Source organism: Ancylobacter vacuolatus, assembly GCF_030813595.1.
Lineage (GTDB): Bacteria > Pseudomonadota > Alphaproteobacteria > Rhizobiales > Xanthobacteraceae > Ancylobacter > Ancylobacter vacuolatus.
Genome location: NZ_JAUSUH010000007.1, coordinates 37,475 through 62,801, shown reverse-complemented (window position 1 = coordinate 62,801; position 25,327 = coordinate 37,475). Strand labels below are relative to the sequence as shown.

25 protein-coding genes and 1 pseudogene are annotated in these 25,327 nt (G+C 66.7%); 9 read left to right on the top strand and 17 right to left on the bottom strand.

The genetic code is table 11. The features are described from left to right. Positions 1-469: 469 nt before the first annotated feature. The 14 genes and pseudogenes from J2S76_RS23235 to J2S76_RS15455 all read right to left on the bottom strand — a co-directional run bounded on the left by J2S76_RS23235 (position 470) and on the right by J2S76_RS15455 (position 13,157). Entirely contained in the window at positions 470-730 is a 261-nt protein-coding gene (locus tag J2S76_RS23235) for an SMC-Scp complex subunit ScpB (RefSeq protein ID WP_503128597.1), read from the bottom strand. Positions 731-767: 37 nt separating this feature from the next. Next, positions 768-1,004 (bottom strand): annotated as a pseudogene (locus tag J2S76_RS23230) (SMC-Scp complex subunit ScpB); the annotation flags it as partial. A 527-nt stretch (positions 1,005-1,531) separates the two neighbouring features. Beyond that, a complete protein-coding gene (locus J2S76_RS15510) occupies positions 1,532-2,170 on the bottom strand; it encodes a 2-dehydro-3-deoxy-6-phosphogalactonate aldolase (protein ID WP_307061712.1) in 639 nt (212 codons plus the stop codon). Next, positions 2,167-3,075 carry a 2-dehydro-3-deoxygalactonokinase gene (locus J2S76_RS15505; RefSeq protein WP_307061710.1) on the bottom strand — a complete coding sequence of 303 codons (909 nt, stop codon included), beginning with the start codon at positions 3,073-3,075 and terminating at the stop codon, positions 2,167-2,169. Before J2S76_RS15505 ends, J2S76_RS15510 begins: the two co-directional genes overlap by 4 nt. A 3-nt stretch (positions 3,076-3,078) precedes the next feature. Next, a complete protein-coding gene (locus J2S76_RS15500) occupies positions 3,079-3,750 on the bottom strand; it encodes an RraA family protein (RefSeq protein WP_307061708.1) in 672 nt (223 codons plus the stop codon). Between the two features lie 8 nt (positions 3,751-3,758). After that, on the bottom strand, positions 3,759-4,760 hold the full coding sequence (locus tag J2S76_RS15495; RefSeq protein WP_307061706.1) for a C-terminal binding protein: 1,002 nt from the start codon (positions 4,758-4,760) through the stop codon (positions 3,759-3,761). Positions 4,761-4,772: 12 nt separating this feature from the next. Further along, the gene (locus tag J2S76_RS15490) at positions 4,773-5,267 is read right to left on the bottom strand and encodes a lactoylglutathione lyase family protein (protein WP_126278553.1); all 495 of its coding nucleotides are present in this window, start codon (positions 5,265-5,267) and stop codon (positions 4,773-4,775) included. Between the two features lie 18 nt (positions 5,268-5,285). Next, complete coding sequence (locus tag J2S76_RS15485; protein ID WP_307061704.1) at positions 5,286-6,074, bottom strand: SDR family NAD(P)-dependent oxidoreductase; 789 nt, start codon at positions 6,072-6,074, stop codon at positions 5,286-5,288. Between the two features lie 17 nt (positions 6,075-6,091). Then, positions 6,092-6,958 (bottom strand): SMP-30/gluconolactonase/LRE family protein, encoded by an 867-nt coding sequence (locus tag J2S76_RS15480; RefSeq protein ID WP_307061702.1) that lies wholly within the window; start codon positions 6,956-6,958, stop codon positions 6,092-6,094. Then, positions 6,955-8,586: a GMC family oxidoreductase gene (locus tag J2S76_RS15475; protein WP_307061700.1), complete on the bottom strand. Its 1,632-nt coding sequence runs from the start codon at positions 8,584-8,586 to the stop codon at positions 6,955-6,957. The genes J2S76_RS15480 and J2S76_RS15475 overlap by 4 nt, the downstream gene beginning before the upstream one ends. 2 nt (positions 8,587-8,588) lie before the next feature. Beyond that, positions 8,589-9,569 (bottom strand): ABC transporter permease, encoded by a 981-nt coding sequence (locus J2S76_RS15470; RefSeq protein ID WP_307061698.1) that lies wholly within the window; start codon positions 9,567-9,569, stop codon positions 8,589-8,591. 11 nt (positions 9,570-9,580) lie between these two features. After that, positions 9,581-10,537: an ABC transporter permease gene (locus J2S76_RS15465; RefSeq protein WP_307061696.1), complete on the bottom strand. Its 957-nt coding sequence runs from the start codon at positions 10,535-10,537 to the stop codon at positions 9,581-9,583. Then, positions 10,537-12,066, bottom strand: coding sequence for a sugar ABC transporter ATP-binding protein (locus J2S76_RS15460; RefSeq protein WP_307061694.1), 1,530 nt, complete (start codon positions 12,064-12,066; stop codon positions 10,537-10,539). Before J2S76_RS15460 ends, J2S76_RS15465 begins: the two co-directional genes overlap by 1 nt. 56 nt (positions 12,067-12,122) lie before the next feature. Continuing rightward, on the bottom strand, positions 12,123-13,157 hold the full coding sequence (locus J2S76_RS15455; RefSeq protein ID WP_307061692.1) for an ABC transporter substrate-binding protein: 1,035 nt from the start codon (positions 13,155-13,157) through the stop codon (positions 12,123-12,125). Positions 13,158-13,374: 217 nt separating this feature from the next. Here J2S76_RS15455 and J2S76_RS15450 point away from each other — a divergent pair, with 217 nt between their 5' ends. Beyond that, a complete protein-coding gene (locus tag J2S76_RS15450) occupies positions 13,375-14,040 on the top strand; it encodes a GntR family transcriptional regulator (RefSeq protein WP_307061690.1) in 666 nt (221 codons plus the stop codon). 33 nt (positions 14,041-14,073) lie between these two features. On the opposite strand, the gene J2S76_RS15445 is transcribed toward J2S76_RS15450, so the two are convergent. From J2S76_RS15445 to J2S76_RS15435, 3 genes are read right to left on the bottom strand one after another with little or no spacing between them, the layout of a single operon-like run. Continuing rightward, a complete protein-coding gene (locus J2S76_RS15445; protein ID WP_307061688.1) occupies positions 14,074-15,060 on the bottom strand; it encodes an ABC transporter permease in 987 nt (328 codons plus the stop codon). Beyond that, entirely contained in the window at positions 15,053-16,564 is a 1,512-nt protein-coding gene (locus tag J2S76_RS15440) for a sugar ABC transporter ATP-binding protein (RefSeq protein ID WP_307061686.1), read from the bottom strand. Before J2S76_RS15440 ends, J2S76_RS15445 begins: the two co-directional genes overlap by 8 nt. Positions 16,565-16,598: 34 nt before the next feature. Then, the gene (locus J2S76_RS15435; protein WP_307061684.1) at positions 16,599-17,546 is read right to left on the bottom strand and encodes a substrate-binding domain-containing protein; all 948 of its coding nucleotides are present in this window, start codon (positions 17,544-17,546) and stop codon (positions 16,599-16,601) included. 263 nt (positions 17,547-17,809) lie between these two features. Here J2S76_RS15435 and J2S76_RS15430 point away from each other — a divergent pair, with 263 nt between their 5' ends. The 8 genes from J2S76_RS15430 to J2S76_RS15395 all read left to right on the top strand — a co-directional run bounded on the left by J2S76_RS15430 (position 17,810) and on the right by J2S76_RS15395 (position 25,237). Next, the gene (locus J2S76_RS15430) at positions 17,810-18,478 is read left to right on the top strand and encodes a GntR family transcriptional regulator (RefSeq protein ID WP_307061682.1); all 669 of its coding nucleotides are present in this window, start codon (positions 17,810-17,812) and stop codon (positions 18,476-18,478) included. 64 nt (positions 18,479-18,542) lie between these two features. Beyond that, on the top strand, positions 18,543-19,070 hold the full coding sequence (locus J2S76_RS15425; RefSeq protein WP_307061680.1) for a 2,4'-dihydroxyacetophenone dioxygenase family protein: 528 nt from the start codon (positions 18,543-18,545) through the stop codon (positions 19,068-19,070). 24 nt (positions 19,071-19,094) lie between these two features. Further along, positions 19,095-19,829 carry an SDR family NAD(P)-dependent oxidoreductase gene (locus J2S76_RS15420; RefSeq protein ID WP_307061678.1) on the top strand — a complete coding sequence of 245 codons (735 nt, stop codon included), beginning with the start codon at positions 19,095-19,097 and terminating at the stop codon, positions 19,827-19,829. 1 nt (position 19,830) lies between these two features. Next, entirely contained in the window at positions 19,831-21,027 is a 1,197-nt protein-coding gene (locus tag J2S76_RS15415; RefSeq protein WP_307061676.1) for an alpha-hydroxy acid oxidase, read from the top strand. Beyond that, entirely contained in the window at positions 21,024-21,938 is a 915-nt protein-coding gene (locus tag J2S76_RS15410; protein ID WP_307061675.1) for an NAD-dependent epimerase/dehydratase family protein, read from the top strand. Before J2S76_RS15415 ends, J2S76_RS15410 begins: the two co-directional genes overlap by 4 nt. A gap of 2 nt (positions 21,939-21,940) precedes the next feature. Then, positions 21,941-23,035 carry a lactonase family protein gene (locus J2S76_RS15405; protein ID WP_307061673.1) on the top strand — a complete coding sequence of 365 codons (1,095 nt, stop codon included), beginning with the start codon at positions 21,941-21,943 and terminating at the stop codon, positions 23,033-23,035. A gap of 244 nt (positions 23,036-23,279) precedes the next feature. Then, positions 23,280-23,915, top strand: coding sequence for a response regulator (locus J2S76_RS15400; RefSeq protein WP_307061671.1), 636 nt, complete (start codon positions 23,280-23,282; stop codon positions 23,913-23,915). After that, positions 23,915-25,237: a histidine kinase gene (locus J2S76_RS15395; RefSeq protein WP_307061669.1), complete on the top strand. Its 1,323-nt coding sequence runs from the start codon at positions 23,915-23,917 to the stop codon at positions 25,235-25,237. Before J2S76_RS15400 ends, J2S76_RS15395 begins: the two co-directional genes overlap by 1 nt. The last annotated feature ends 90 nt before the right edge of the window (positions 25,238-25,327 follow it).

Below are 25,327 nucleotides of genomic sequence, written 5' to 3'. Positions count from 1 at the left end.
CCTTATTAGCGCCGCTCCGTGTCAGATAGATAACCTGTGCGCCATCGCGCCGCCCGCGCGCGGAGGGGCACGTGGAGGGGCACGCGGAGGTCCACCCACAGCCGCTACCACGGCGGCACTTGGCCTTGATGGCAGGATCGCCCGGGCAGGAGGCCCGGCTCCGGCGCGGCGCATGTCGCCTTGAACAATCCGGCGAGCCACCAGCGACTGGCAATGACTTAACCATCCCCGTCAGCGGACGTTCCGCGTGTCAGGAAAGGGTCGATTACGTTGAAAACTCGGCCTGTGAGGAGGGCTCCGATCATGCCGGGCCGATTTGTGGCCCGCTCGGGAGGAGCTTGGCGAGCAGCGCCGCCTTCTTCAACGGAGTCAGTCAGGGCCAGCCGCGCCGATTGGACCTACGGAAGTGGTTCAGCGGTTTGGCCATGGTCGCCCGCCCGCCACGTCCACATCGTGATGGTCTCAACGCTCACGCCTCGTCTTCCTGGCCCAGTTCTTCGTCCCCGTCCCCTTCCATGCACGCCAGGGGAAACTCCCCCGCCAGCAGCCTATCCTTGCTGAGCAGGCCCGCATCCTCGAGCGCTTCCATATCCGGCAGGTCGCGCAGGGTATCGAAGCCGAAATGGCTGAGGAACTCCCGGGTGGTCACATAGGTATAGGGCGCGCCGGGCTGGGGCGAGCGCGGGCCGGTGGCGATGAAGCCCCAGGGAGCGCAGATGACCGATGACATCGCGGCTGATCTCCTTGCCGAAAAACTGGCCGAGTTCGCCACGGTTGATTGGCTGGAAGCAGCCGATACACAGCAGCACCAGCGCCTCGGACTGGGAGAGTGGCTTGGCCTCGGAGGTGCCCAGCCCGGTCGCCAGCTGGATCGCATCCGTGAAGCTCTTGCGGGTGCGGTGCTGCCAGCCGCCGGCAACCGCCGCCAGCTCATAGGGCCGGCCCCGCAGCTCGGCGCGGATGTCGTCGATGATGAGGTCGAGATTGCAGTCGCGCCCGACCACGCGCGCCAGCGCCTCGCGGGTCACCGCGACAATCGCCAGCTTCTCGGCCGGCGCCCAGCGCCGCCGACGCTGCGGTCCTGGCAGGACCTCACTCTTCGGGATCGTACCAGTCATAGAGACGACATTACTCCTACCTCTTAGCGAAGTCGGAGGACGTGTCCGGTCCATTCGGGGGCTGCTTCAAAACAGCCTTGGGTAGCGCGACGCGGGAGCCGAGGTCTCGAACGCATCGGGAAGCCCAGTGTCGAGGGCCGCTTCCTTCACGACGTCAAGGAGGCCGGTCATCGTCTGTCGGCATATCGTTCTGCGGCACGAACCGGCCTCCATCATCCAGCCTCGCCCTGCCGCAGTCGAGGGCGGACAAGACCGGTCGCCAGACCGCATTGTTCGAGCCGAACTCCAGCACGGAAAGCAGACTTGGCAGCAGTCGGCGGTAATGATTGGCCCATGACGCGCAGCTTTCCGGCCGGCCCTTACCTTCCGACTTAAAGGGACATGCAGGCATCATGGGGCGCGTAGATCACCGTTCAGATCGCGGAGGTTGGTCCCCGCAGCGCTGTCCATTCCAGGCGGAAAGCGCCTGCTTGCGCGGCCACATCAGCAACTGATCGTCCCGGCGCGTAGAGTGCGCTGCCGAGGCCGAAACCGTCGGCGCCAGCCGCGCGGTAGGGCGCCATGGCCTGAGGGGTGATGCCGCCAACCGGCAGCAGCCGCGCCTCGAGCGGCAAAATGGTGCGGATCGCCTGGACCGCAGCGGGGGGAATCATCTCGGCCGGGAACAGCTTCAGAAAGGCTGCGCCGGCCTTCAGGGCGGCAAAGGCTTCGGACGGGGTCGTCACGCCGGGACCGTAGATCAGGCCTCTCGCGGCGGCGGCCACCTCGAGGTCGAAATTCGGCGCCACGATCAGCCGCGCGCCGGCGGCGGCCACGTCGGCCACCTGGTCGGGCCGCACCACGGTGCCCGCGCCGATCACCGCGCGTCCATCGACCGCGGCCACCATCCGCCGGATGCTTTCCAGCGGCTGGGGCGAGTTCAGCGGCACCTCGATGAGGGTGAACCCCGCCTCCACCAGCGCCCCCGCCACAGGGCCGGCCTCCTCCGGGGTGATCCCACGCAGAATCGCCACCAGCGGGCAGGCGGCGAAGGCGCTCTCCCATGTCGTCATGCCAATAGCCCCGCGTGTGTCGCGATTTCCACAAGTCCGTGCCGCGCCATGTCGGGCGCGGCGATCGCGGCGGGCATGGTGAAGGCGGTGAGCGCCCGTGCGTAACGTTCGGCAAGGTCGCCACGGCCGACGATCGTCAGTCCGCCCGACGTGTCGCGGCCGTTCAGGGCGGCGGCCATCTCGGCGCCGATGAGCAGGCCGGAGAGATAATCAGAGACCGCTCCGGCCGGCAGCCGCCCGAACAGCGGCAGCGCCCGGGCCGAGAAGAGACGCAGCGGCAGGTCGCCCTTGCGGCCGACCTCCACGCCCTGATCGAAGGCCACTGGCTGAGGCGGACCGGGTTCCATCAGCCGGCCCAGAATCGAATGGGCGGACAATAGCGCGAACAGCTCGCCGGTCATCGCCGTCGAGAAGTCCGTGATCGCACCGTCACGGACTCGCAGCCATTTGCTATGGGTGCCGGGCAGCAGGAACAGTCCCTCCCGCGCGCCCGAGGCGGCGAGGTGCCCGATGATTTCGGTCTCCTCGCCCCGGATGACATCGGGAAGGCCATCAGCCGGATTTTGCGCTACGCCGGTCACGAAATGGACGACGCGCCCCTGCCGTGTCCGGTGGGGCATCACCTGCGCTGCCAACGTCTCCACGTCGACCGGCAAGGCGGCATACGGCGTCTCCACCCAGCCATTGCGGCTCGTAATCATGCCCGAAGCAATGATGGGCAGGTCCGGCCCCGCAGCCAGCCAACCAGCCAGCCAACTCTCGAACGCCGCATCGAAATCGCCTTCGGGCACGGCAAGGATACCCATGGGGGCCGAGAGCTCGTCCAGCACCCGGCCCGCGCCATCCATCAGCCAAGCGCGGAAGGACGAGGTGCCCCAATCCAGGGCGATCAGCGCTGCCGTCATCGGTCAGATCCGCCCGAACTCGGCCAGGAGATCCTCCACCGTCTTGCCCTGCTGGACCCAGGCGCGTGTCTTCTCTTCGCGCTCGGCCTGTTCGCCAGCGAGACGCACCACCTCTTCGGCACGCTGGAGCGGGACGACCACGACCCCCATCAAGTCGGCGACGATGAAATCACCCGGGTTCACCAACACGCCGCCGCAGGCAATGGGCACGTTGATCGACAGTTCTTCCTTACGGCCCGAGAACATCGTGTGCGTGCCGCGCGGCGTGACGGCACGAACCCAGATCGGCCAGTTAATATCCTCGAGTTCGTCCGTGTCGCGTCCGGCCCCGTCGATCACCATGCCGCGGATGCCGCGATTCTGCCCCAGCCCGCCCATCAGACCTCCACAGACGGACGTATTCAGGTCGCCGCCCGCGTCCACGACGATGACGTCGCCGGGATGGCCCATCTCCAGCGCGCGCAGCGGATCGACGAGGTCACCCTTGGAGAGTTGCACGGTGATCGCCTGACCGCAGATCTTCGCGCGGAACGCGGATTTGATACCGCTGTCCATGACACCCGTGCGGTACTGCACATCGGCGAAGACCGCGGTGGCGGAATAGCAGGACAAGACCGCGTCGAACCGGGCCAGCAGGTCGGGACGGCGCTCGAAGTCATTGAATTCTTTCAGCATGGTCTTCCTCAGGCGCGGAGGGTCGGGGGGACGGCGTTGACGGGATTGCGAGGGAGCTGCCCGGTCAGGACGCGGGCCACCTCCGACGCCGCGGTTTCGCGGGCGGCGCGGATGGATTCCTCGGAGTAATAGGCGGCATGCGGCGTGACGATCACGTTGGGCAAGGAGAAGATCGGGTTGTCAGCCGGATCCCATCCTCCTCGCTTGGCCGGCTCCTCTTCCGGGTCGTCGAGACCCGCGCCGGCGATCCAGCCTTCGGTCAGGGCGCGGTGCAGCGCCCTGTTGTCGATGGTGGGGCCGCGCCCGGTGTTGATCACCAGCGCGTTGGGCTTCATCGCCCGAAATTCGGCTTCCGACAGGAAGTGCCGCGTCTCCGCCGTCATGGGGACCTGCATCATCACGACGTCCGCGATGCGCAGCAGCTCGGCCTTGTCGACCTGCCGGGCGCCATGCGCTTTGGCCACGCCGGGAGCGAGGTAGGGGTCGCAGACCACGATGCTGACACCGAAGCCCGAGGCTCGGGCAGCGATCGCCTGGCCGATCTTGCCGAAGGAGACGATGCCGACCGTCTGCCCTCGCAGCCGATGCAGCGGGGCCGCCGATTGCCAGCGCCAGATGCCCTGGTGGGTGGCGCGGTCATACGGGAAGAGCCCCCGCGCCAGAGCCAGCCACAGGCTGATGGCGTGATCGGCGACCTCCTCGGTGCAATAGTCGCGCACATTGGTGACGAGGATGCCCTTGTCGGCAGCGGCGGCGACATCGACGATATCCACGCCCACGCCGTAGCGCGCGATGACCTTGCAGTTTTCCATGGCGCCGATGGTGCGGGCGCCTACGCGGGCATACTGGTTCATGATCGCCGCGCAGTCGCGCGCGACTTCGATCAGATCATCCTCCGACTTGGCCTGAAGGGCCACGACCTCAGCCCCGACCGCTTCGAGAATGGAACGTTCAATGTCGACATTGCCGTAATCGTAATCTGTAATGACGACCTTAGGTCTCGCTGTCATGGCTGCACCCGTTCACACATAGGCGCCGGCCGAATAGGTCAGCTCGTAGGAGTGGCTGTAGAGCTCGAATACATTGCCGAACGGGTCTTCGACATAGACCATACGATAGGGCTTCTGGCCGGGATAATAGTGGCGGACCTGCTGCATCCGCTGCTTTCCGCCCATGCTCTCGATCATTTTGACGCGCTCCTCAAGCTTTTCGTCCTGGAGGCAGAAGTGGAACAGGCCCTTGCGCCAGTATTCAAACGGGCGCTCCTCCTGAACCGTCGCGGGGAATTCGAACAGCTCGATCCCGATGCCGTCGCCGGTGGCGAGGTGGGCGATGCGGAAGCTGCCCCAGCCCTCGCCGAAGACGTCGTCGCACATCTGGCCGATGGCGCTGTCATCATGGTGCACGGTCGTCGGAGGCATGATCACGTAGAAGTCGAAGCACTTGGAGTAGAACTCGACCGCGCGCTCGAGGTCGGGAACGGTAATGCCGATGTGGCTGAAGGTGACGGCGGCCATGGAAGGCTCCTGTTGTTGTCAGAGAATGCTGCGGATGATGCCGCCCTCGATGCGGTAGGCCGCGCCGTTCGAGGCGGGCGAGGAGGCGACGAAGGCGATCATGCGCGCGACCTCGTCGGCCTTGACGAAGCGCTGGATCAGAGAGGTGGGCTCGTCATTGCGGAAGTAATTGTCGATGATGTCGTCCACCGGCTGCCCCTTGGCGGCGGCCAGCCCGTCGAAATAGGCGGCTACGCCCTCGGTCCATGTCGGTCCGGGCAGGACGGCATTGACCGTCACCTGTGTGCCCTTGGTCAGTTCGGCCATGCCACGGGTCAGGCCGATCATCGCGGTCTTGGTGACGGAGTAGTGGACCATTTGCGGCAGAGGCTTCACCCCGGCTTCCGAGGCAAGGTTGACCACGGCGCCGGTGCCGCGCGCGAGCATCTGGGGCAGAAAGGCCCGGCTCATGCGCACCGCGGTCATCACGTTGATGTTGAAGTAGTGGAACCATTCCTCGTCGGTGAGGGCGGCGAAGTCCTTCACCGAGAAGATGCCGACATTGTTCACCAGCACATCGAGCGGGCCATCCTTGGCCGCGAAAGCGATCAGGGCATCGGCTCCTTCAGGCGTGCCGAGATCGGCGTGCAGTCCGGCGACCGACCCCAGCGGAGCCAGCTGCTCCCGGGCGGTCGCGACCTCGGCCTCGGTCAGGCCATGCACGATGACCTCGGCGCCTTCGGCCAGAAAGGTCTGCGCCGTCGCCCGCCCGATGCCGGAGGCAGATCCCGTGACGAGGACACGTTTTCCGTTCAGTTTCATATCCATGTGTGTCTCCTGATCGTTCAGCCGGCGAAGGGCCGGTCCGCCAGCCCGAGGAGGCCGGGACGGGCCGCGAAAAGGCCGCCCGCGCGCGGGGTCGCGACCAGTTCCGCCGCGTCGGCGCCGAGCCGCGAAGTGGTGATGTAAAGCGTCGCGAGATCCTCACCGCCAAAGGCGCAGCAGGTCGCGCGGCGGGCAGGAAGGTCGATCCGGTGGGTCACTCGCCCCTGCGCGTCGAAGCGCATCACGGCCGCGCCCTCCCACACGGCGTTCCAGAGGCCGCCGTCGGCATCGACGCAGGACCCGTCGGGAATGCCCGGCGTCTCGACGAACACCCGGCGCTCGGCCAGGCCGCCATAGGCGATGGCCTCGATCTGGCGTCGGGGCGAGTCGGCGAAGAACATCGTCGACCCATCCGCCGAAAAACACGTGGAATTGGCGCAGGAGACGCCTCCGAACAGCGTCTCCACGGAGCGGTCGGCATTGACGCGGATGACCGAGGAATCGAAAGCCCCGGTACCCTCATTCATCCCGCCCACCACGAAACGGCCCTGGCGGTCGGTGCGGCCATCGTTCAGCCGCGTGTGGGGATTGCCCGGCTCGAAGGTGTGGAGCCTTGCCTCGCGTCGGAAGTCGGCCGACCAGAGTTCCACCCCGTCCGCGAAAGCCATGATCCAACCGCCCCCGGCGCGTGGCGCGAAGGCGCAAAGCCGGGCCGGTAGCGCGATGCGCCCTGAAAGCCGGTCATCGGGGCGGAACCACCACAGACCCTGGCCCTGAATATCGGTCCACCAGACGCGGCAGTCGGCGGGGTTCCACAGAATGCCTTCGCCATGGCCATTGGCGCAGTCGAGAACCAGCGCCGCCTGAAGCGCGACGACCCCGGTCATGCCGCTTGCCTTTCAACTTTGGCCTTGGGCGCCAGCATTTTGCGCATGGCGGTATCGGCCACGAGATAGGTGGCGCTGGCGGTGTTACCGCTGATCGGCCCGGGCATGACTGAGGCATCGATGATCCGCAGTCCCTCGATCCCCCGCAGGCGCAGGTCGGTGTCGACCACGGCCATCGGATCGTCGGCGCGCCCCATCCGGCAGGTGCCCATCGGGTGGTAGACGGTCTTGGCGAAGGTTCCGATGTGGCGGATCAGGGCCTCGCGGCTGGTGACGTCGGCGCCCGGAAGCGCCTCGGCGCGCACGATCGAGGCGAGCGGCTCCTGCCGCAGGATCTCGCGCAGAAGGCCGAGCCCCCGCAGCATGGTCTCCATATCCTCGGGGTCCTTGAGGAAGTTGGTGAAGATCCGCGGCGTGTCGGAAGCATTGGCCGAGCGCAGTTCGATCCGGCCGCGCGATTTCGGGCGCAGGAGGCACGCATTGAGTGTGATGCCATAGCCCTTGGGCGGGTTGGGCGTGTCCCTGTCGACATAGATGCCCGGCACCGCGAAAAGCTGAAGATCCGGCTCCCCGGTACGGCCGTCCGAGCGGACGAAGCCTCCCGCCTCGACGCCGTTCGAGGCCGCGGGTCCGTCCCTGAACAGGAGATAGCGCAGGCCCGCAAGCCAGCTGCGCCAGCCGCTGTCGGTCTTGTAATAGCCCAGCGGGTCACGGGTGAAGGCGGCAATCGGCGCCTCGACATGATCCATGAAATTGGCCCCCACGCCCGGCAGGTCGTGCAACACCGGGATGTCGCGGCTGCGCAGGTGATCGGCAGGGCCGATTCCGGACAGCATGAGCAGCTTGGGCGAGGCGATGGCCCCCGCCGAGAGGACGATGTCGCCTTGCGCCCGCACCTCGTGCCGCTGGCCGTCGCGCATGTAGACGACACCCACCGCCCTGCCCTTGTCGACCAGGATGCGTTGCACCTCGACCCCGGTGCGCAGCGTCAGCCTGGTGTCGGCGGCCAGCGGGCGCACGAAAGCGTCGACCGCGCTCCAGCGGCGGGCGTTGCGGGTATTGAGCTGGTAGAAGCCGACGCCCGTCTGCCGTTCGCCATTGAAATCGGCGCTGAAGGCGTGGCCGGCCCCTTGGGCCGCCGCCAGGAAGGCGCGGCTCAGGACATCGGTGTAGCGAGGGTTCGACACATGTAATGGCCCCGTCACGCCGTGATGGGGAGCGCCAAGAACCTCATTGGCCTCGAGCGCGGCATAGGTGCGCCAGGCCGCTTCGGCCCCCCACGCGGGATCGCCGGTCATTTCCTGCCAGAGGTCGAAATCACCGCGATTGCCGCGGACATGGACCATGGCGTTGACGGAACTGCCCCCGCCCAGCACCTTGCCGTTCTGAAGGCGCGGCGCGCGGCCGGCCAATTGCGGCTCGGGTTCACCGACATAGGGCCAGTAAAAGCGATTGGTGACGTAATATTTGAGAAAGCCCGCCGGGATGCGGAAGAGGACGCCCTTGTCGTGGGGCCCGGCCTCCAGCAGGAGGACGCGTGCGCCGGCCTCTGTCACCAACCGGTTGGCCGTGAGGCTACCGCCTGGACCACTGCCAATGACGATGTGATCGAAGTACTCGTGTCGCATGGTCAGTCCCTGTTCCGAGACGAGAGGTTGGGGAAGAGCGCGGCCAGCGCGATGACCAGCCCTTGCACGATCAGCTTGCTGGGTTCGGCAAAGCGCAGGGTTGTCATCAGATTGATGAGGAATATCAGCGCATAGGCCGCAGCGACGGCTCCGAGGATCGAGCGGCGGCCCCCGCCGAAGGTGACGCCGCCCAGGATCGCCCCGGCGATCGAGACCATCACCACATCGAAGCCCAGCCGGACGCTGCCCATGCCGATATAGCCGGCCTGCAGCAGTCCGCCGGTCGCGGCGAACAGGCCCGCCAACACATGGGAGACGAAGAAAGTCCGCACCACCGGCAGGCCTGAAATCAGTGCCGCCGTCGGGTTGGCGCCGATGGCCCTCACCATCCGACCATAGACCAGCCCGCGCAGGGCCAGCGCCAGCACGATCATCGCCCCCAGCCAGACCATGACGGCCACCGGCACTCCGGCCACCCGGTCGCGGCCGAGCCAGACCACGGCCGAATGGGCCGACCCCGGCGGGTTGCCACTGGAGAGGTAGAGGACCATCCCGGTCAGGATCGTGCCCATGGCCAGCGTCACCACCACGGATGATGCCCGCTGGATCGCGATGAAGAAGCCGTTCACCGCACCGATCAGCATCCCGGCCAGAAGCGGCACCGCCACGACCAGCACCGGATTCATCTGCGACAGCAGCGAGCTGGTCGTCAGGTAGTTGGTCAGCAGGAAGACGCCGCCGAGCGACAGATCGATGCTGTTGCAGCGCATCAGCAGCAACTGGGCGCAAATGGCAAAGCCAAGGGGCGCCGCCTGTCGCAGGATCACCCATTGGAAGCCCGGCGAGAGCAGAGTGGGGGCCAGCGCCAGCGACACCGCGACGAGGCCGGCGATCAGCCAGATGGACGGCGGGCAGAGCTGCACGAGGCCAGCTATGCGAAGATGCCGATGCCGCACGCAGGGGGCCGTTTCTGTCATGGCCATCACCGTCTCCGTCACAGGCCGAACTGCCGACGGCGGGTGAAGCTGATCGCGATCAGCAGGAGCACGCCGTTGAGGATGGATTGCAGGAAGGGCGAGACGTTCATCAGGTTCATCCCGTTGGCCAGCATGGCCAGGAGCAGGCTGCCCGTCAGAGTGCCAAGGACACCGCCGATTCCGCCCGTCAGCTGCGTGCCGCCGAGTGCCACCGCCGCAAGCGAACTGACGGTGAGCGGGAGCCCGGCCATCGCATCGCCCGAGGAAATGCGGCCCGCCAGCAGCAGCCCGCCCGCCGCCGCGAAGACGGCGCAGAGCACATAGGCCGCGATCAGCCGCCGCTGGACCGCAATGCCGTTCAGCCGCGCATTCGGCGTCGACCCGCCCAGAGACAGGATGTGGAGCCCGAGACGCGTGCGCGACAGAATCCACCACGCCAGGGCGAGCCCACCCGCGCTCCACACCACCGCCAGCGGCAGCCCCAGAATCCGCTCATTTGCGCTGGCGATCAGGAAGTCCGGCACATTTCCGCCCGGGGTGGGACGCAGGGTCAGGGCGATCCCTGTGACGATGGACGCCGTTGACAGGGTGGCGACGATGGGATGAAGGCGCAAAGGCCCGGCGAGAACGCCGTTCACGGCGCCGACCGCCGCCGCGGCCAGCAGCGCCAGCGGCACGGCGATTTCGGGCGGCAGGGCACTCGCGACGATGGCCGTGGCAAGCCCGACCACCGCCCCGACCGAGACATCGAGCCCGCCGGCCAGCACCACCACCGTCTGACCCAGCGCCACAAGCAGCAGCGGCGCCATCTGGATCAGCAGGTTCGACAGGTTGGCGACGCTGGTGAAGCGTTCGCTGACCACCGAAAGAAACAGGGCAACGATCACCAGAAGCAGGAATGCCAGCCCCTGCGCGCCCCGGCGTGAGCGTGCTTGCCCCCGAAGGGCTCCCTTCAGAACCGAGACGATGGCCACTACGACGCCCTCCGTTCCGGTTCACGGGGCGCGTCGGCGATGGCGGCGTGCAGGATGCTCTCCTCGCTCGCCTCGCGAGCGGCAAAGCCGGCCACGATCCGGCCGTCGCGGATCACCAGGATGCGGTCGCAGAGTCCGATCAGCTCGTTCATCTCGCGCGACATGACGAGGATGGCGCCGCCGTCCTGGGCTACGAATTGGCGCAGGATGGCGTAAATCTCGGCCTTGGCTCCCACATCGACGCCCCGCGTCGGCTCCTCGATCAGCAGAACGCGGGCGTCCGAGATGAGCCAGCGGCCCAACATCACCTTCTGCTGGTTGCCACCCGAGAGCTTTCCCACCGGCTGAGCCGCCGAGGTCGCCTTGATGCGCAGCATCCGCATCATCTCGGTCACGCGTGCGCCATGGCTGCGCGCCACTGCACCAAGGCCCCGCTGCTGGTACAGGCCAAGGGCCATGTTCTCGTCGACGGCGAGCGAGAGGTAGAGCCCCTCCTTCTTGCGATCCTCGGGAATGAAGACGATGCCGTCGGCGACCTGGGCAGCCACCCCGCGCGCAGGATCGTGGCGGCGCACGCCGCCGTCGGCAGCGAAGGTTTCCATCGTCACACCGGCGCAGGGCTCGGCGCCGGCGAGGGCGCGCAGGATCTCGCGCTGGCCCTGGCCCTCCAGGCCCGCGAGGCCGACAATCTCTCCCTTGTTGACCGCCAGCGAGACGGGGGAGGAACAGTTGCGCCGGTGCAGGTCGGTCACCCGCAATGCTGGCTGGGAGGTGGCGGTCCCGGCACCCGGAAAGTAGTCCTCCAGATTGCGGCCCACCATCATCGCCACGAGACGGTCGTGATCGAGACCGGCAACCGGACGGGTGTCGACCAGCCGGCCATCCTTCAACACCGTCACCGTGTCGCAGAGATCGAAGATCTCATCGAGCCGGTGCGAAATGTAGAAGATCAGCCGCCCGGCCGCCTGCAAATCGCGGATCAGGCGCGTCAACTTCACCACGTCTTCCGCCCCGAGAGCGGCTGTCGGCTCGTCGAAGACGAAGACATCGGCATTGGCCGAAACGCCGCGGGCGATCTCAACCATCTGCTGTTCGGCCACGGTCAGCGATGCGATGAAGCGGCGGGGATCAAGATCGAGACCCACCTCGTCAAGCACGCGCCGCGCCGCGCGCAGCATCCGCCCACGGTCCAGCGCCCCGTACCAAGTCGACGGTTCGTGCCCCAGGAACAGGCTTTCGGCGACGGTCAGATTCTCGATCAGCGAGAATTCCTGGAACACGGTCGACACGCCGCCCCTCAGCGCATCCAGCGGCGAGGCAAAGTGAACCTCGGCACCGCGCAGACGGATGCTCCCCTTGTCGGGCCGCACGACACCGCCGATGATCTTCATCAGCGTGGATTTGCCCGCGCCATTCTCCCCCGTCACGGCATGGACCGAGCCCGCCCGACCCCGCAGCGAAACATCGTCGAGGCACATCACCCCGGCATAGGCCTTGGCGAGGCCTGTCACCTCAAGCAGATCCATCATCCCCTCCCCGGTCGGCCATCCGGCACAGGCGGCTGAGACCGCCTGCGCCCGGCGCATCATTTCTTGAAGATTTCCTGCAGCTTCGCTTCGGGCAGGCCGGTGGGGAACCAGAGGTTGTCGTTCAGGTCCGGGCGGTAGAAGCTGTCCCGTCGATCCTGCAGGATCGGGGCAGGACGCCCGACATAGCGGTGGTGGAGCGGCCTGCCCTCCAGCAGCGCCACTGCGGCCCGCACGGCCGCCGCACCCTGTTCGGGCGGGAAGACCGCCGCCATCGAGGTCGCGTTCGCGGCCTTCCAGACGCCGAAGAAGCCGTTATTGCCCTCGCCGGTTATCGGCGGCAGCGGCAGGCCGAGGTCCTGGAACACCTCGATGCAGGCATGGCTCATGGCCGCGCCGGAGGACCAGATGCCATCGGGGGTCGGATCGCTGAGGGCCAGCGCTTCGCAGACCTGCTTGCCCTTGTCATAGGACCAGTCGCCGTGCTGCTCTGACGAGATGGTGATGTCGGTGCCCTTGAGCGCCTCGACCAGGCCGTCATAGCGCAGCTGATCCTCAGACACGCCGGCCTGGCCGCGCAGCACCCAAATTCGGCCCTTGCCGTTCAGTTGCTGAACGAGGAAATCACCCATCACCTTGCCGAAATGAATGGGGTCACCCTGAAGCTCGACCGTGTACTTGTCGGTGTCCACGGCGGTCGAGTGGATGACGACGGGGATGCCGGCCGCGGTCACCTTCTCGATCGCCGGCGAGACGGCGGTGAGGCTGACCGGCGCTATCACCAGCGCATCGATACCCTGGGCGACCAGATCCTCGATATCGGCGATCTGCTTGGTCGGGTTGGAATCGGCGTTGGTGACGAGGAATTTCTGGATCTTGGGGTTCTGGGAAGCGGCGAACTCCGCCTCTTGGGCCATCTGGATCATCCAGGTGTTGCCGAACCCCCAGATGCTGAAGCCAATCTTCCAGGGGGCGGGCTTGGCGTAGGTGCCGGCCGCGACCACCGGGTTCACACCCTCACGCGGCGACATGCCGTCCATCAAGCTAACATCCTGCGCCAGCACAGGCGCAGTTGCGCACAGGGTCGCCAGCACGGCGGCCCGGACAGTTCTGAACATGATTTCCTCCCTTTGGGCGCACGGGCGTCTCCGCGCCCTCTTGCAGAATCAAACTGCCATCTGGTGCACCAGTTGTCAATTCAGACGTTCCCTTGGAAGTGGCTTGTTGATCCGTGTGACGGGATGGAAGGACTGCGATCGAATTGACATCTGGTGCACCAAATATCACTAGATGAGCCTCAAAGGAGGCGTCATGGCCGAACTGGAACGCCCGCCATCGCTGACCGCGCTGGTCACCGAACATGTCCGCAACATGATCGTGCGAGGTCAGGTGCCGCTGGGCGCCTCGATTTCGGAGCGCAGCATTTCGGCGGAACTGAAGGTCTCGAAGACCCCGGTGCGCGAGGCGCTGGCCCAGCTGCGCAATGAAGGGCTGGTGACGATCGTGCCGCAGTCGGGCGTGCGGGTCTTCACCTTGAGTTCACGCGAGGTGCGGGCCATCTGCGCCTTTCGCAGGGTCACCGAGACGGCGGCGCTGCACTTCGCCATGGCCGAGAATGCCGGAGAACTGCTCGCCGATCTGGAGCGGATCGAGCGCGAGATGTTGCGGGCCCTGGGTGACGGCGATGTGCGACGCTATCTCGACCTGGACACCGCCTTTCACCTGGCCTTCTTCGCCCATTGCGGCAATCCCTATCTCCAGAACGCCTACGGTCTTTACGTGGGCAAGATCGCGGCTTTGCGCACCCATCTGGCGGCACGGCCGCAGCACACCGCGCTCTCGCTGGCCGAACATACCCAGATCGTGGCAGCGGTGCGCGATCGCGACATGGCGCGGCTGTCGGCGATTTTGGACGCACATCTGGCACGCACCCAGGAAACCTATGAGATCGGGGTGGAGGACATCTCCAAGAACTGAAGGCCAGGCATGGCGGCTGCCGCGCCAGCGCCCTCACCGGCGTTCCAGCACCTGGTTGAGCAGCAGCGCACCCACGATCAATCCACCGCGCACCACGTATTGCCAGTAGTCCGACACGTTCATCAGTGTCATCCCGTTGCCGATGAAGCCAAGGAACAGCACGCCGATCAGCGTGCCGGTGATGCGCCCGCGCCCGCCGAACAGATCGGTACCGCCGATGATCACCGCCGCGATGACGTCGAGTTCCAGCCCGGCCGCGGTCGACCCCGTACCCGACCCGATCTGCGAGGCGATGAGCAGCCCCGAGATGGCCGTCAGCGCGCCGGTAATGACAAAGGTCATGGTCTTGACCCCGCCCACCCAGATGCCCGACAGACGCGCCGCCTCGGCATTGCCGCCCACCGCATAGACCGCGCGGCCAAATGCCGTGTGCGACATCAGGAAATGCATCCCCGCAAACACCGCCACGAAGACGAAGACCGGAAAGGGAATCCCGTAGACGCTGCCATTGCCGAAGAAGCCGAACCAGCCGGGAAAGCTGGCCAGAGGGAAGCCGTCGGTCAGCAGGTTGGCCGCGCCGCGCAGAGCGGTGAACAGCCCCAGCGTCGTGATGAAGCTCGGGACATTGAACTGCGCCCGCAGCGTACCGGTGAAGAGCCCGCAGGCCATACCGATCGCCACCGCGCCCAGGGCTCCCAGCAACACGGCGGCGACATCGCCCGTCACCGGCGTCAGAAGCTCCACCGCCCAGGCCGCGAAGCAGCCCGCCAGCGCCACACCCGACCCGACCGACAGATCGATCTCGCCGCTGATGATCACCGCCGTCATGCCGAAGGCGATGATGCCCAGCATGGACACGCTGCGGAACACGTTCAGCAGGTTGGCCGAACTGCCGAAGCCCGGTGCCAGCAGGAACAGGGCCAGGATCAGCGCGATCAGGCAGACTTCCATGATGTAGAAACGCAAGGACCAGCCGCGCCGCGCGCGGGCCTGCCCGTGGAAGGTTGCCGCCTCAGACATTGAGGGTTCCTTTCATGCAATAGCTGTACAGGTCGCTGAGGCTGATGTGGCGGGGATCGATGTCGCCCACGATCCGCCCGTGGTGCAGCACGAGGATGCGGTGCGCGATGCTGTGGACTTCTTCCAGCTCGCTGGAGACGAAGACCGAGGCCACGCCGGCCGCCGACTGCGCCGCGACGATGTCGAAGATCTGCTGCTTGGCGGCAAGGTCGATGCCGCGCGTGGGTTCATCGAAGAAGATCACCCGCGGTCCGGTGTTCAGCCAGTTGCCGACCACCACCTTCTGCTGGTTACCGCCTGAAAGAGAGGAGACCGGCAGGCCCGGATCGGCCGCCTTGATCTGCAGATTCGCGATCTGGCGCTCGACCAGACCCTGCTGCAGGCGGGGCCGCAGGATCCCGCCGGGCGCGATGCGCGACAGGTTGGCCATGACGAGATTGTCGGAAATCGACGCGGTCTGCACCAGCGATTGATGCTTGCGATCCTCGGGCGTGTAGGCCAGCCCCAGATCACGCATCCGCCGCGGCGTGGGGTTGCGCACCTCTTGGCCACGCAGCACGATCCGTCCGCGATCGGGACGATCCGCGCCGAAGATCGCCCGCAGCACCTCGGTCCGACCCGACCCGAGCATTCCGGCGAAACCGAGCACCTCGCCGGGGTAGAGCGCGAAGGAGATGTCCGAAAAGACCCCGCCGCGCGCCAATCCCTCCACCGACAGGACGGGCGTCGTCCGCACCAGATCGGACCGGTTGATGCGATGGGTGGCCCGCTCCCCGAACATCATCGAGACGATCTCGGCGGGATTGGACTGAGCCAGTTCGACCGACCCCACGAGCATGCCGTCACGCAACACGGTGCAGGTGTCGCAGATCTCGAACAGTTCGTTCATGCGGTGCGAGATGTAGATGATCGTGACGCCCCGGTCGCGCAGGCGCCGGATCAGCGCGAAGAGCTGACCCACCTCGTGACCGGCAAGTGCCGACGTCGGCTCGTCCAGAAGCAGGATCTTGGGATTGCTCGCCGCCGCCTTGACGATTTCGACCGCCTGCTGCTGGCCGACGGTCAGGCAATCGACGCGCTGATCCGCGTCAAGATCGACCTCCATGTCGGCGAGAAGGACGGCCGCCTCGCGGCGGATGCGCCTCCAATCAACCGCCGTCACGCCAAACCGCCGGCGCCGGGGAAGACGGCCGAGAAAGATGTTCTCGGCGATGGTCAAGGACGGCACCAGCGACAGTTCCTGATGCACCGTCGCGATCCCGGCAGCCAGGGCGTCGCCGGGGCCCATCAGGACCACCTGTCTCCCGCCGACCCACACTTCTCCAAGCGTGGGCGCGATGGATCCGGCGAGGATCTCGATCAGGGTCGATTTGCCCGACCCGTTCTTGCCCATCAGGGCATGAACGCGCCCGGGGGCGAAGCAGAGCGAAACATTGCGCAGTGCAATATTCTCGCCATACGCCTTCGTCACCCCGCGCAACTCTATGGAATTTGCCTCTGTCATGGGCGCCTCGGGCCATCAGTGTCGGGCAGCGGCATCAGTTGGTCTTGGCCAAGGTCGCCGCATAGGCCGCAATGGCTTCGGGGTTGCTGCGCGACAGGGGAACGACCGGCACTTCGATATGGCGCTCGACCGGTTCGCCCTTGACGGCGGCGATGGCGACCTTGGCGGCCTCTGCCCCGATCAGCTTGGGCTGGGCAGCGGTGGTGGCGTAGAGCGCGCCCTTCTCATCCCGCAGGAACCGGACGATCTGCTCTGAACCATCGGTGCCGAAGACGTAGACCTGGCCTTGACGGCCCGCGCGCATCACGGCCTGCACCGCGCCCACTGTCCCGCCTTCGTTGGCGGCATAGACGATCTGGATGTCGGGATTTGCGGTCAGCATGTCCGTCACCACCCGCACGGCCTGTTCGGCGAGCCAGGCGTCTTGCCGGGACACGATGTCCAGTTCTCCGCCTGCCTTGGCCGCATTGAGGAACCCGTCCGTCCGCTCATCGCTGAGCGAGGCAAGCTGCGCGCGGAAGCCGATCAGCGCGACCTTGGCCTTGCCGCCCAGATGATTCTTGATATAGGCCGCGGCCGCCTCGCCCGTGCCCTTGCCCATATTCGTACCGGACGAGCCGACGGTCGCGACCGGCAGATCGGACTTCACGCCCGTGGTCCAGGTCACGACCTTGATGCCGGCATTGACGGCGCGCTGCAGCGCCGGAATCGACGCTTCTTCGCCGAGCGGCGCGATCATGATCGCCTTGATGCCCCGGGCGATATAGGTGTCGATCAGCGCGGCCTCTTTCTCCAGCTTGTTGTCGGAATTAGCGGTCAGAATCTCGACGCCGGCCTGTTTGGCGCCCGCCTTCATGCCGAGCTCGACGCTGCGCATGAACATGTCCTGCTGGAAGATCACGCCCGCGATCGATATCTCGTCGGCCCGCGCAGCGCCGGTCGACAAGGCCAGCGCGACGGCGGCGTATTTCAGAAGCTTCATGGTTTCCTCCTTTTTTGGCTTTGTTCGGGAAGCCATGCGCAGCAAGGGTGCGCGGCCTCCTCCCCTCGCTCACGCCCGGAACAAAATCCGGTACCGCAGCGATCTGCCCTTGCATATCTGACATGTTACCTTTTACATTGCAAGCCAGATGATGGAGCAGATCGGTCATGCGTTCAGGTTGCGCCGTAGCGATAGGGACACCGGCCGGTTATGTTCGGTCGCATACGATCCACGCCGAGCCGGGACACGGGGGACCTTCCGCAATGAGCTTTTCGCGCAAGATCGAGCGCCCCCGGCAGATCAACGAGGTTGTTCTCGAGCGCCTGCGCGATGACATCGTGAACGGCGTCCTGCAGCTGGGGGAGAAGATTTCCGAACAGCAACTCGCCGAGACCTACGAGGTCACCAAGGCGCCGATCCGCGCCGCCTATGGCCGCCTGCAATCGGAGGGCCTCGTCGAGATACGCCCCCAGTCCGGCACCTATGTTTTCCGTCCCACGCATGAAGCGCTGCGCTCCCTGTGCGAATTGCGCATCGCCCTGGAGCTGGAAGCGGCGCGGTTGTCGATGCAACGCGCCCCGCTCCGCCTGCGGCAACTGGTGACGGAAAATTACGCGCAGATGCTGGTCGCGCTCAGCCGGGAGGAGCACAACACCTACCAGCAACTGGACACCGCGCTGCATCTGATCTTCTTCGAACTCGCCGACTCTCCCTTCCTGCACGACACCTACCGCGCACGGGTTTCCTCTGCCTTCGCCGCGCTACGCAACCGGTTCGCCCAGGCCCGGCCGCACAACGAATTCTCGATCCGCGAGCATCAGGAAATCCGCGACCGCGTGGCCGCCGCGGACCTACCCGGCCTGCAGGCGATCCTGCGCCGGCACGTCGAACACACCGAAGCCTATTACGACGCCTTCCTCGCCGGCGTCTGATGCCCGCCACCGGCGGGCCTAACGCTTCTGATACTGACCTGTTACCTATCACATGGCGCAGACAATGACCCTTCAGCACCAAGCCTACGATGCCCGCACCCCCTACCAGCTGCCCTTTCCCAAGGACGCGCTGCAGGAAATCGTCCTGCCTGACGCGGCCAATTGCGACGAGCGGCTCTGGGTGCCGCAGGCGGAAAACGTCTGGTTCCGCCCACTCTGCCTCAACCGTTCGCAGGGCTATTGGATGAACCTGCTCAAGGTGCGCCGGGCGGGTGTCCTGTCGCGCCACCGCCATCCTCAGCCGGTCCATGGCTGGGTGCTGAAAGGGCGCTGGCACTATCTGGAACACGACTGGGTCGCCGAAGAAGGCGGCTATGTCTACGAGCCGCCCGGTGAAACCCATACCCTTGTCGTCCCCGACGACGTCGAGGAGATGATCACCTATTTCCAGGTCAACGGCGTGATGTGCTACGTCGACCCGTGGGGAAAGGTAACTGGATACGAAGACGTCTTCACCAAGATCGACCTGTGCCGGAAGCATTTCGACGAGGTGGGCCTCGGCTCCGACTATGTCGAACGGTTCATCCGTTGAGCCCCGCCAGCGAGAGGTGAACCCATGGCAATCTGGCCGAACGACTGTTTTCGCGACAAGGTTCTGGTCGTGACGGGAGCGACGTCGGGCATCGGCGCCGCCATCGCACAGGGCTTCCTGGGCGAAGGCGCGCGAGTCATCGTCACCGGCGCGACCGAGGCGGAGGTCGCCCGCGCCCGCGACGAGATGCCGGGCCTCGATGCGCGCGTTCTCGATGTGCGCGACGGCGCGGCGGTGCGTGCTCTGTTCGCTGGCCTGCCGCGCCTTGACCACCTGGTGAACTGCGCGGGCATCATCCGGCGGGGCGACGAATGCGAGCCCGAGGTTTTTGCCGATGTCGTCGACATCAACCTGACCGGAACCATGCGCAGCTGCGCCGCGGCCCGCCCGCTGCTGGCGAAGAGCGGCGGCACCATCGTCAACACAGCCTCGATGCTGAGCTTTTTCGGCGGCGGACTGGTGCCGGGCTATTCCGCCTCGAAAGGCGGCGTGGTGCAGCTGACGAAATCGCTGGCCATCGCCTACGCGAAAGAGGGCATCCGCGTGAACGCCATTGCGCCCGGCTGGATCGCCACACCGCTGACCCGCGCACTTCAACAGGACGAAAGCCGCGCGCGCACCATCCTGTCGCGCACGCCGCTGGAGCGCTGGGGCAAGCCCGAGGATCTCACAGGCGGCGTGGCCTATCTCTCCTCCCCGCTTGCCAGCTTCGTCACCGGTGCCGTGCTGGTGATCGACGGCGGCTACCTGATCACCTGACATGCGACGCTACTACCCTGGCCGCGACGTGGAGCGTGCCCGCAGCATCGAGGAACTGCGCCGCATGGCCGTGCGGCGTATCCCCAATTTCTGCCGGGAATATCTGGAAGGCGGCGCCGAGGATGAAATCACCCTGCGGCGCAACCTCGGCGCCTTTGACCGCTGGGCCTTCCTGCCGCGCACCCTGGTTGACGTGACCCGGCGGTCGCAGTCGATCGACCTGTTCGGTCAGGCCATCGCCGCGCCCTTCCTGATCGGTCCGACCGGGTTCAATGGCATGTTGACGAGACAAGGCGATCTGGCGCTGGCCCGTGCCGCCGCCGCCGCCGGGGTGCCCTTCACGCTGTCGAACGTGTCGAACACGCCGCTTGAGGACATTGCGGAGCAGGCCGGCGGACGGCTCTGGATGCAAGTCTATCTCTACCGATCGCGCCGGTTTGTGCACGCCATCGCCGAACGCGCCCGGCACGCGGGCTTCGAGGCACTGATCGTGACCACCGACGTCCCGGTGTATGGCAATCGGGAATGGGATGCGCGCAACTTCCGCGCGGAGGCACGGCTGACTCTGCGCAACCTCTTCGACACCGCCTGTCATCCGCGCTGGTTGTGCGACGTCTTCCTGCCCGACGGAATGCCGCGCTTCCGCAATCTCGGCGAGTTGCTGCCGCCCGGCAAGGATCACGCGGCCGGCGCCTCGGCCGTGTTGGCGCAGGAACTCGACCCCTCGCTGAACTGGCAGGACATTGCCTGGCTGCGCGATCTTTGGCCCGGCAAGCTGATCGTGAAAGGCATTCTCGATCCGCGCGATGCCGAACAGGCCAGGCGTATCGGCGCCGATGGCGTGATCCTCAGCAATCATGGCGGGCGGCAGCTGGACGGAGCGGTCTCACCGCTGGGCGTTCTGCCCGAGGTCGCCGCCCTTTTGAAAGGCCACCTGACCATCCTGATTGACGGCGGCTTCCGCCGCGGCAGCGACATCGTCAAGGCGCGGGCCCTTGGGGCGGACGCCATCCTGCTCGGGCGCGCAACGCTTTACGGCCTGGCCGCTGGCGGCGAGAGGGGCGCGGCACGCGCCATCCGCCTGCTGGCGCTGGAGGTGGACCGCATCCTTGCCCTCCTCGGCTGTACCGACATCCGCAACCTCGGGCCCGACATACTTCGCCCCGTCTCCACCTCGCCAGCCGGAGGGCAGGCATGACCCACGTCCACAAGATGCCCCGCCATGTTCTGATCACGGGGGCGGGCGGCAATCTCGGAGCCAAGTCGGTCGAGATCCTGTCGCGCCTTCCCTGGTGTCACCGGATCACCGCCCTCCACTCGCCGCGCCGGCCTGCTCCACCGCCTTCGGGCAAGGTGACATCTCATGGCGCCGATCTGGCCGATGCCGCAGGCGACTGGCGGCGTCATCTGGAAGGCGTCGATGCGGTGCTGCATTTGGCTGCCGTCAATCCTGTGCCCGAAAGCGATTGGGCCGATGCCATGGCCTCGGCCGACATGACGTTCAACCTTGGCCTCGTCGCCCTGGCGACCGGCGTGAGACGCTTCGTCAATTGCTCGTCCAACCACGCGATCGGCGGCTACAAGGACCCGCCGCTGGCCGCCACCGTTTCGGGCGGCCGAATGAGCGAGGACCTGCCGCCCGCCCCCGGCACGCGCTGGAACAATGGCCGTATCGACATCGACTCGACGCCCTATGGCGCCTCGAAAGCCTTTGCCGAGCGCTTTCTCGTGATGCTGGCCGCGCAGTCGGGCGGGCGCATGACCACGCTGTCGCTACGGATCGGCTGGGCGCTGCCTGGCGCGAACGACCCGCGCGACATCAGCGTGTCGGGCTCTCCCACTGGACAGGGAGCGACGGAAGCCGCCGCCCCTGACGAGGCGCGGGCCTTGCGCTGGTTCCGCAACATGTGGATTTCCAACGGCGATTTCGAACGGCTGGCGATCGCGGCGCTGACGGCCGATGCCACGGGCTGGCCCGCGCCGGGACTGATCATCAATGGTGTCTCCGACAATGCCGGCACCGACTGGAGCCTGGCCGCCGCGCGGCGCTATCTCGGCTATGCGCCACAGGATGACATCTATCGTCACCTCGCCAAGGGACCTGCCTGACCATGACGCAGACTCTTCGCCTCATCATCGGTTCCTACACCCATTCGCTGCCCCATGTGGAGGCGCGCGGCGAAGGCATCTCCTTCGTCGATCTCGATACGGCGACGGGCCGCTTCAGCCTCGTGGCCACGCATGCGGCCATCCGCAATCCCAGCTATCTGGCGCTGGACCGCGGGCTTCTCTACGCGGTCGAGGAACTTGGAGCCGACGAGGCGACATTGACCGTCTTCGCCTGCGACACGTCAGCCGCGCGGCTGACGCAGCGGGCGAAGGTGCCCGCACATGGCGCCTGGCCGTGTCACATCGGCTTTGACCCCGGCCGCGCGCGGCTGTTCCTCTCCAACTATCTGGACGGCTCTTTCGTCACCTGGCCGCTGGATGGACAGGGCCTGCCCCACGGCACGCCCACCGTCCTGCGCCGCACCGGCCATGGCCCCAACCCCGACCGGCAGGACGGCCCGCATACGCATTTCGCGCTTGCCATGCCGGATGGAGCGCATGTGTGGATCTGCGACGCCGGCACGGACGAGATTGCGCGCTATGGGCTCACAGGGCCGAACGCAGTCGCGGCGACACCGGATCTCGTGCTGCAGGCTCCTCCGGGCTCGCTGCCACGACATATGGCGTTGTCACATGATGGCATGCGTCTTTTCGTGGTCAGCGAGTTGGGCAACCTGGTCTCGACCTGGCAGATCGGGCCATCAGGTGCAGAACTTCTCGGCCATGTACCGACGCTGGCCCCGGGACACGCCGTGCCCAGCAGCTCCGCCGCGATCCGGCTGCATCCGAACGGGCGCTTCCTCTGCTCCTCGAACCGGGGCGATGACAGCATCGCTGTCTTCGACACGGCCACGGCGACGGGCCTGCCGGCTTTCCTTGGCACCTTTGCAACCCGGGGCCGGACCCCGCGCGAGTTCGCCATCTCGGACGATGGCGGGACGATGGTGATCGCCAATCAGGACAGCCATGCACTGACCGCCCTGCGGATAGCCCCGCAGACCGGCGCTCTTTACCCCTTGGGCGAACCTTTCGCCATTGGAAGCCCGGTATGCGTGGCCATCGCGTGCACATCTCGGCCGACGGCATCCATTTGCTGAAGGCGATCTCCGAAGGTGTCGAGCCGAAGGTCGCGCTGAGGAACGCAAGGTCGCCACCTTCTCCGCCTCTGGCGCCGAGATCGACGGCCAGTGCGATGATCAAGCGCAGAGGTGGGAGCAGGACGAGCCCGCCTCCCGGCGCGGGAGGCACGACGGGATAGCCACGTCCGACACTTGCCATGCTCCCGTCGCGGGGCGGAGCGTCGCTATTGGTCCACCGAGCTGCCCGCGCTATCGTCTGCCCATGGGCCCCATCCGCATTCTACTGGTCGACGATCATCCAATCGTGCGCGAAGGCTACCGCCGCCTGCTCGGACGTCAGCCTGGCCTTTCTGTGGTGGCCGAAGCCGGAGACGGTGAAGCCGCCCTGGCTGCCTTCGCCGAGCACCGGCCCGATATTGTGCTCATGGACCTCTCCATGCCAGGCGGTGGAGGCTTTTCGGCGGTCGAGGCGATCCTCGCCGGTGATCCCCAGGCCCGAATCCTTATCGTGTCGATGCATCAGGGCGCCGTCTTCGCGCAAAAGGCGATGGCCGCCGGGGCACGTGGCTTCGTCTCGAAATCCAGCCCGCCGGACGAACTTGTCCGCGCCATCGGAACGGTGATGGGCGGGCGGCGCGCGCTGTCCACGGATGTGGCTCAGGAATTCGCCCGCACCATGGTCGAAGAAGACCCGACCACCGGCCTCACGCCGCGCGAGCGCGATATTCTGCTGCGGCTGATGCGCGGCATGAACGGGCGCGCCATTGCCCTCGACCTCAACCTCTCGTCCAAGACGGTCCAGAACAACCTGTCGCAGATCCGGGCCAAGCTGGGCGCGTCGGGCGATGCCGACCTCGTGCTCAAGGCGCAGCGCGCCGGCCTCGTGCCTGCCCTGTGATGCGCGGTCTCCTCCCGCAGCTCGTCATGCGGGTGCTGGCCGCCGGGCTGCTCACCGTCATCGTCGCCGCCGGCTGGGTGCTGTGGGACACGGCGAACGCCGCGCGCCGCGACGCACAGACGACGGCCGCTCTCGTCGCCGACGCCGTCGCTGCCCGCCCCAGCTTCGAGGGGCTGGCGTTCGGCGGCGTCGCACCGACGCCGGTTTTCCGCGACTGGCAGCAATTTCCGGCCTGGAGCCTGATCGCGCCGGGGATCTGCGTCGAGCTCGGCCCCCGCGATCAACCGATTCAGCGGCGCTGCGGGCCCTATCTGGCGGCAGCCACGCCGCCGGATTGGTTCGTCTGGCTGGCGGAGCGTCTCGGCCTGGTGCCCGAGCCGGTCGCCGTGCCGGTCCGCACGCGCTACGTCTCGGACGTCTATGTGACGGCCATCGCCGATCCCGGCGTCATCGTCACCCGCGCATGGTCTCGCACCGGCGACCTGATGCGGGTCGCCGTGGGGATGGCGATCGGCGGCGCGCTGCTCACCGGCCTTCTCATGATCCGCCTGCTCGCGCCGTTCGGCATCCTGTTGCGTGGCATCGAGCGGCTGCAGCGCGGCGATTTCGCCTCCCGCCTGCCGCCCCTGCGGGTTGCGGAGTTCGACCGGCTGAGCACGGCGGTGAACGACACGGCGGCCACGTTGCAGGAGGCGCAGGCCATGCGGGCCGAGCTCACGCGTCGCCTGTTCACGGTTCAGGAGAGTGAGCGGCGGGCGCTGGCGCGTGAACTGCATGACGAGTTCGGCCAATGCCTGACGGCAACCCGCGCCATGGCGGCCGCGATCGCGCAGTCCGGCGAGACGACCGCGCGGGACGGCGCGCGCATCGCCGAGATCACCGGCCAGATGATGGACAGCCTGCGGGCCGAGCTGGCCCGGCTGCGCCCGCCCGATCTCGACGATCTGGGCCTGCGCCCGGCGCTGGAGAGGATGGTGGCCGATTGGCGCGCACGCGTGCCGGCAGTACGCTTCGAGCTGGAGCTCGTCGGCCCCGTCGACGCCGTGCCCGACGATCTCGCGCTCAGCCTCTACCGCATCGCGCAGGAATGCCTGACCAATGCGATCCGGCACGGCGCCCCCACCAACGTCGCCCTGCGCATCGAGGTCGGCGGCGAGATCACGCTGGCCGCGACCGATAATGGCTCGCCCCGGCACGACGGCGCGATCGGCGACGGCTACGGCCTGCTTGGCATACGCGAGCGGGTCGATGCTCTCGGCGGCAGCTTCGCGTTGACGCCGGTCGAGGGCGGCATGCGGGCCCTTGCCCGCCTGCCGCTCTGACCCGGGCGATCTTCCCGGGTCAGCCGGGAAGGCCTCTCTGGCGCCCTCCTCCGTCCACCCACATCCTTGGAAGGGCCGGAGAATCGGGCA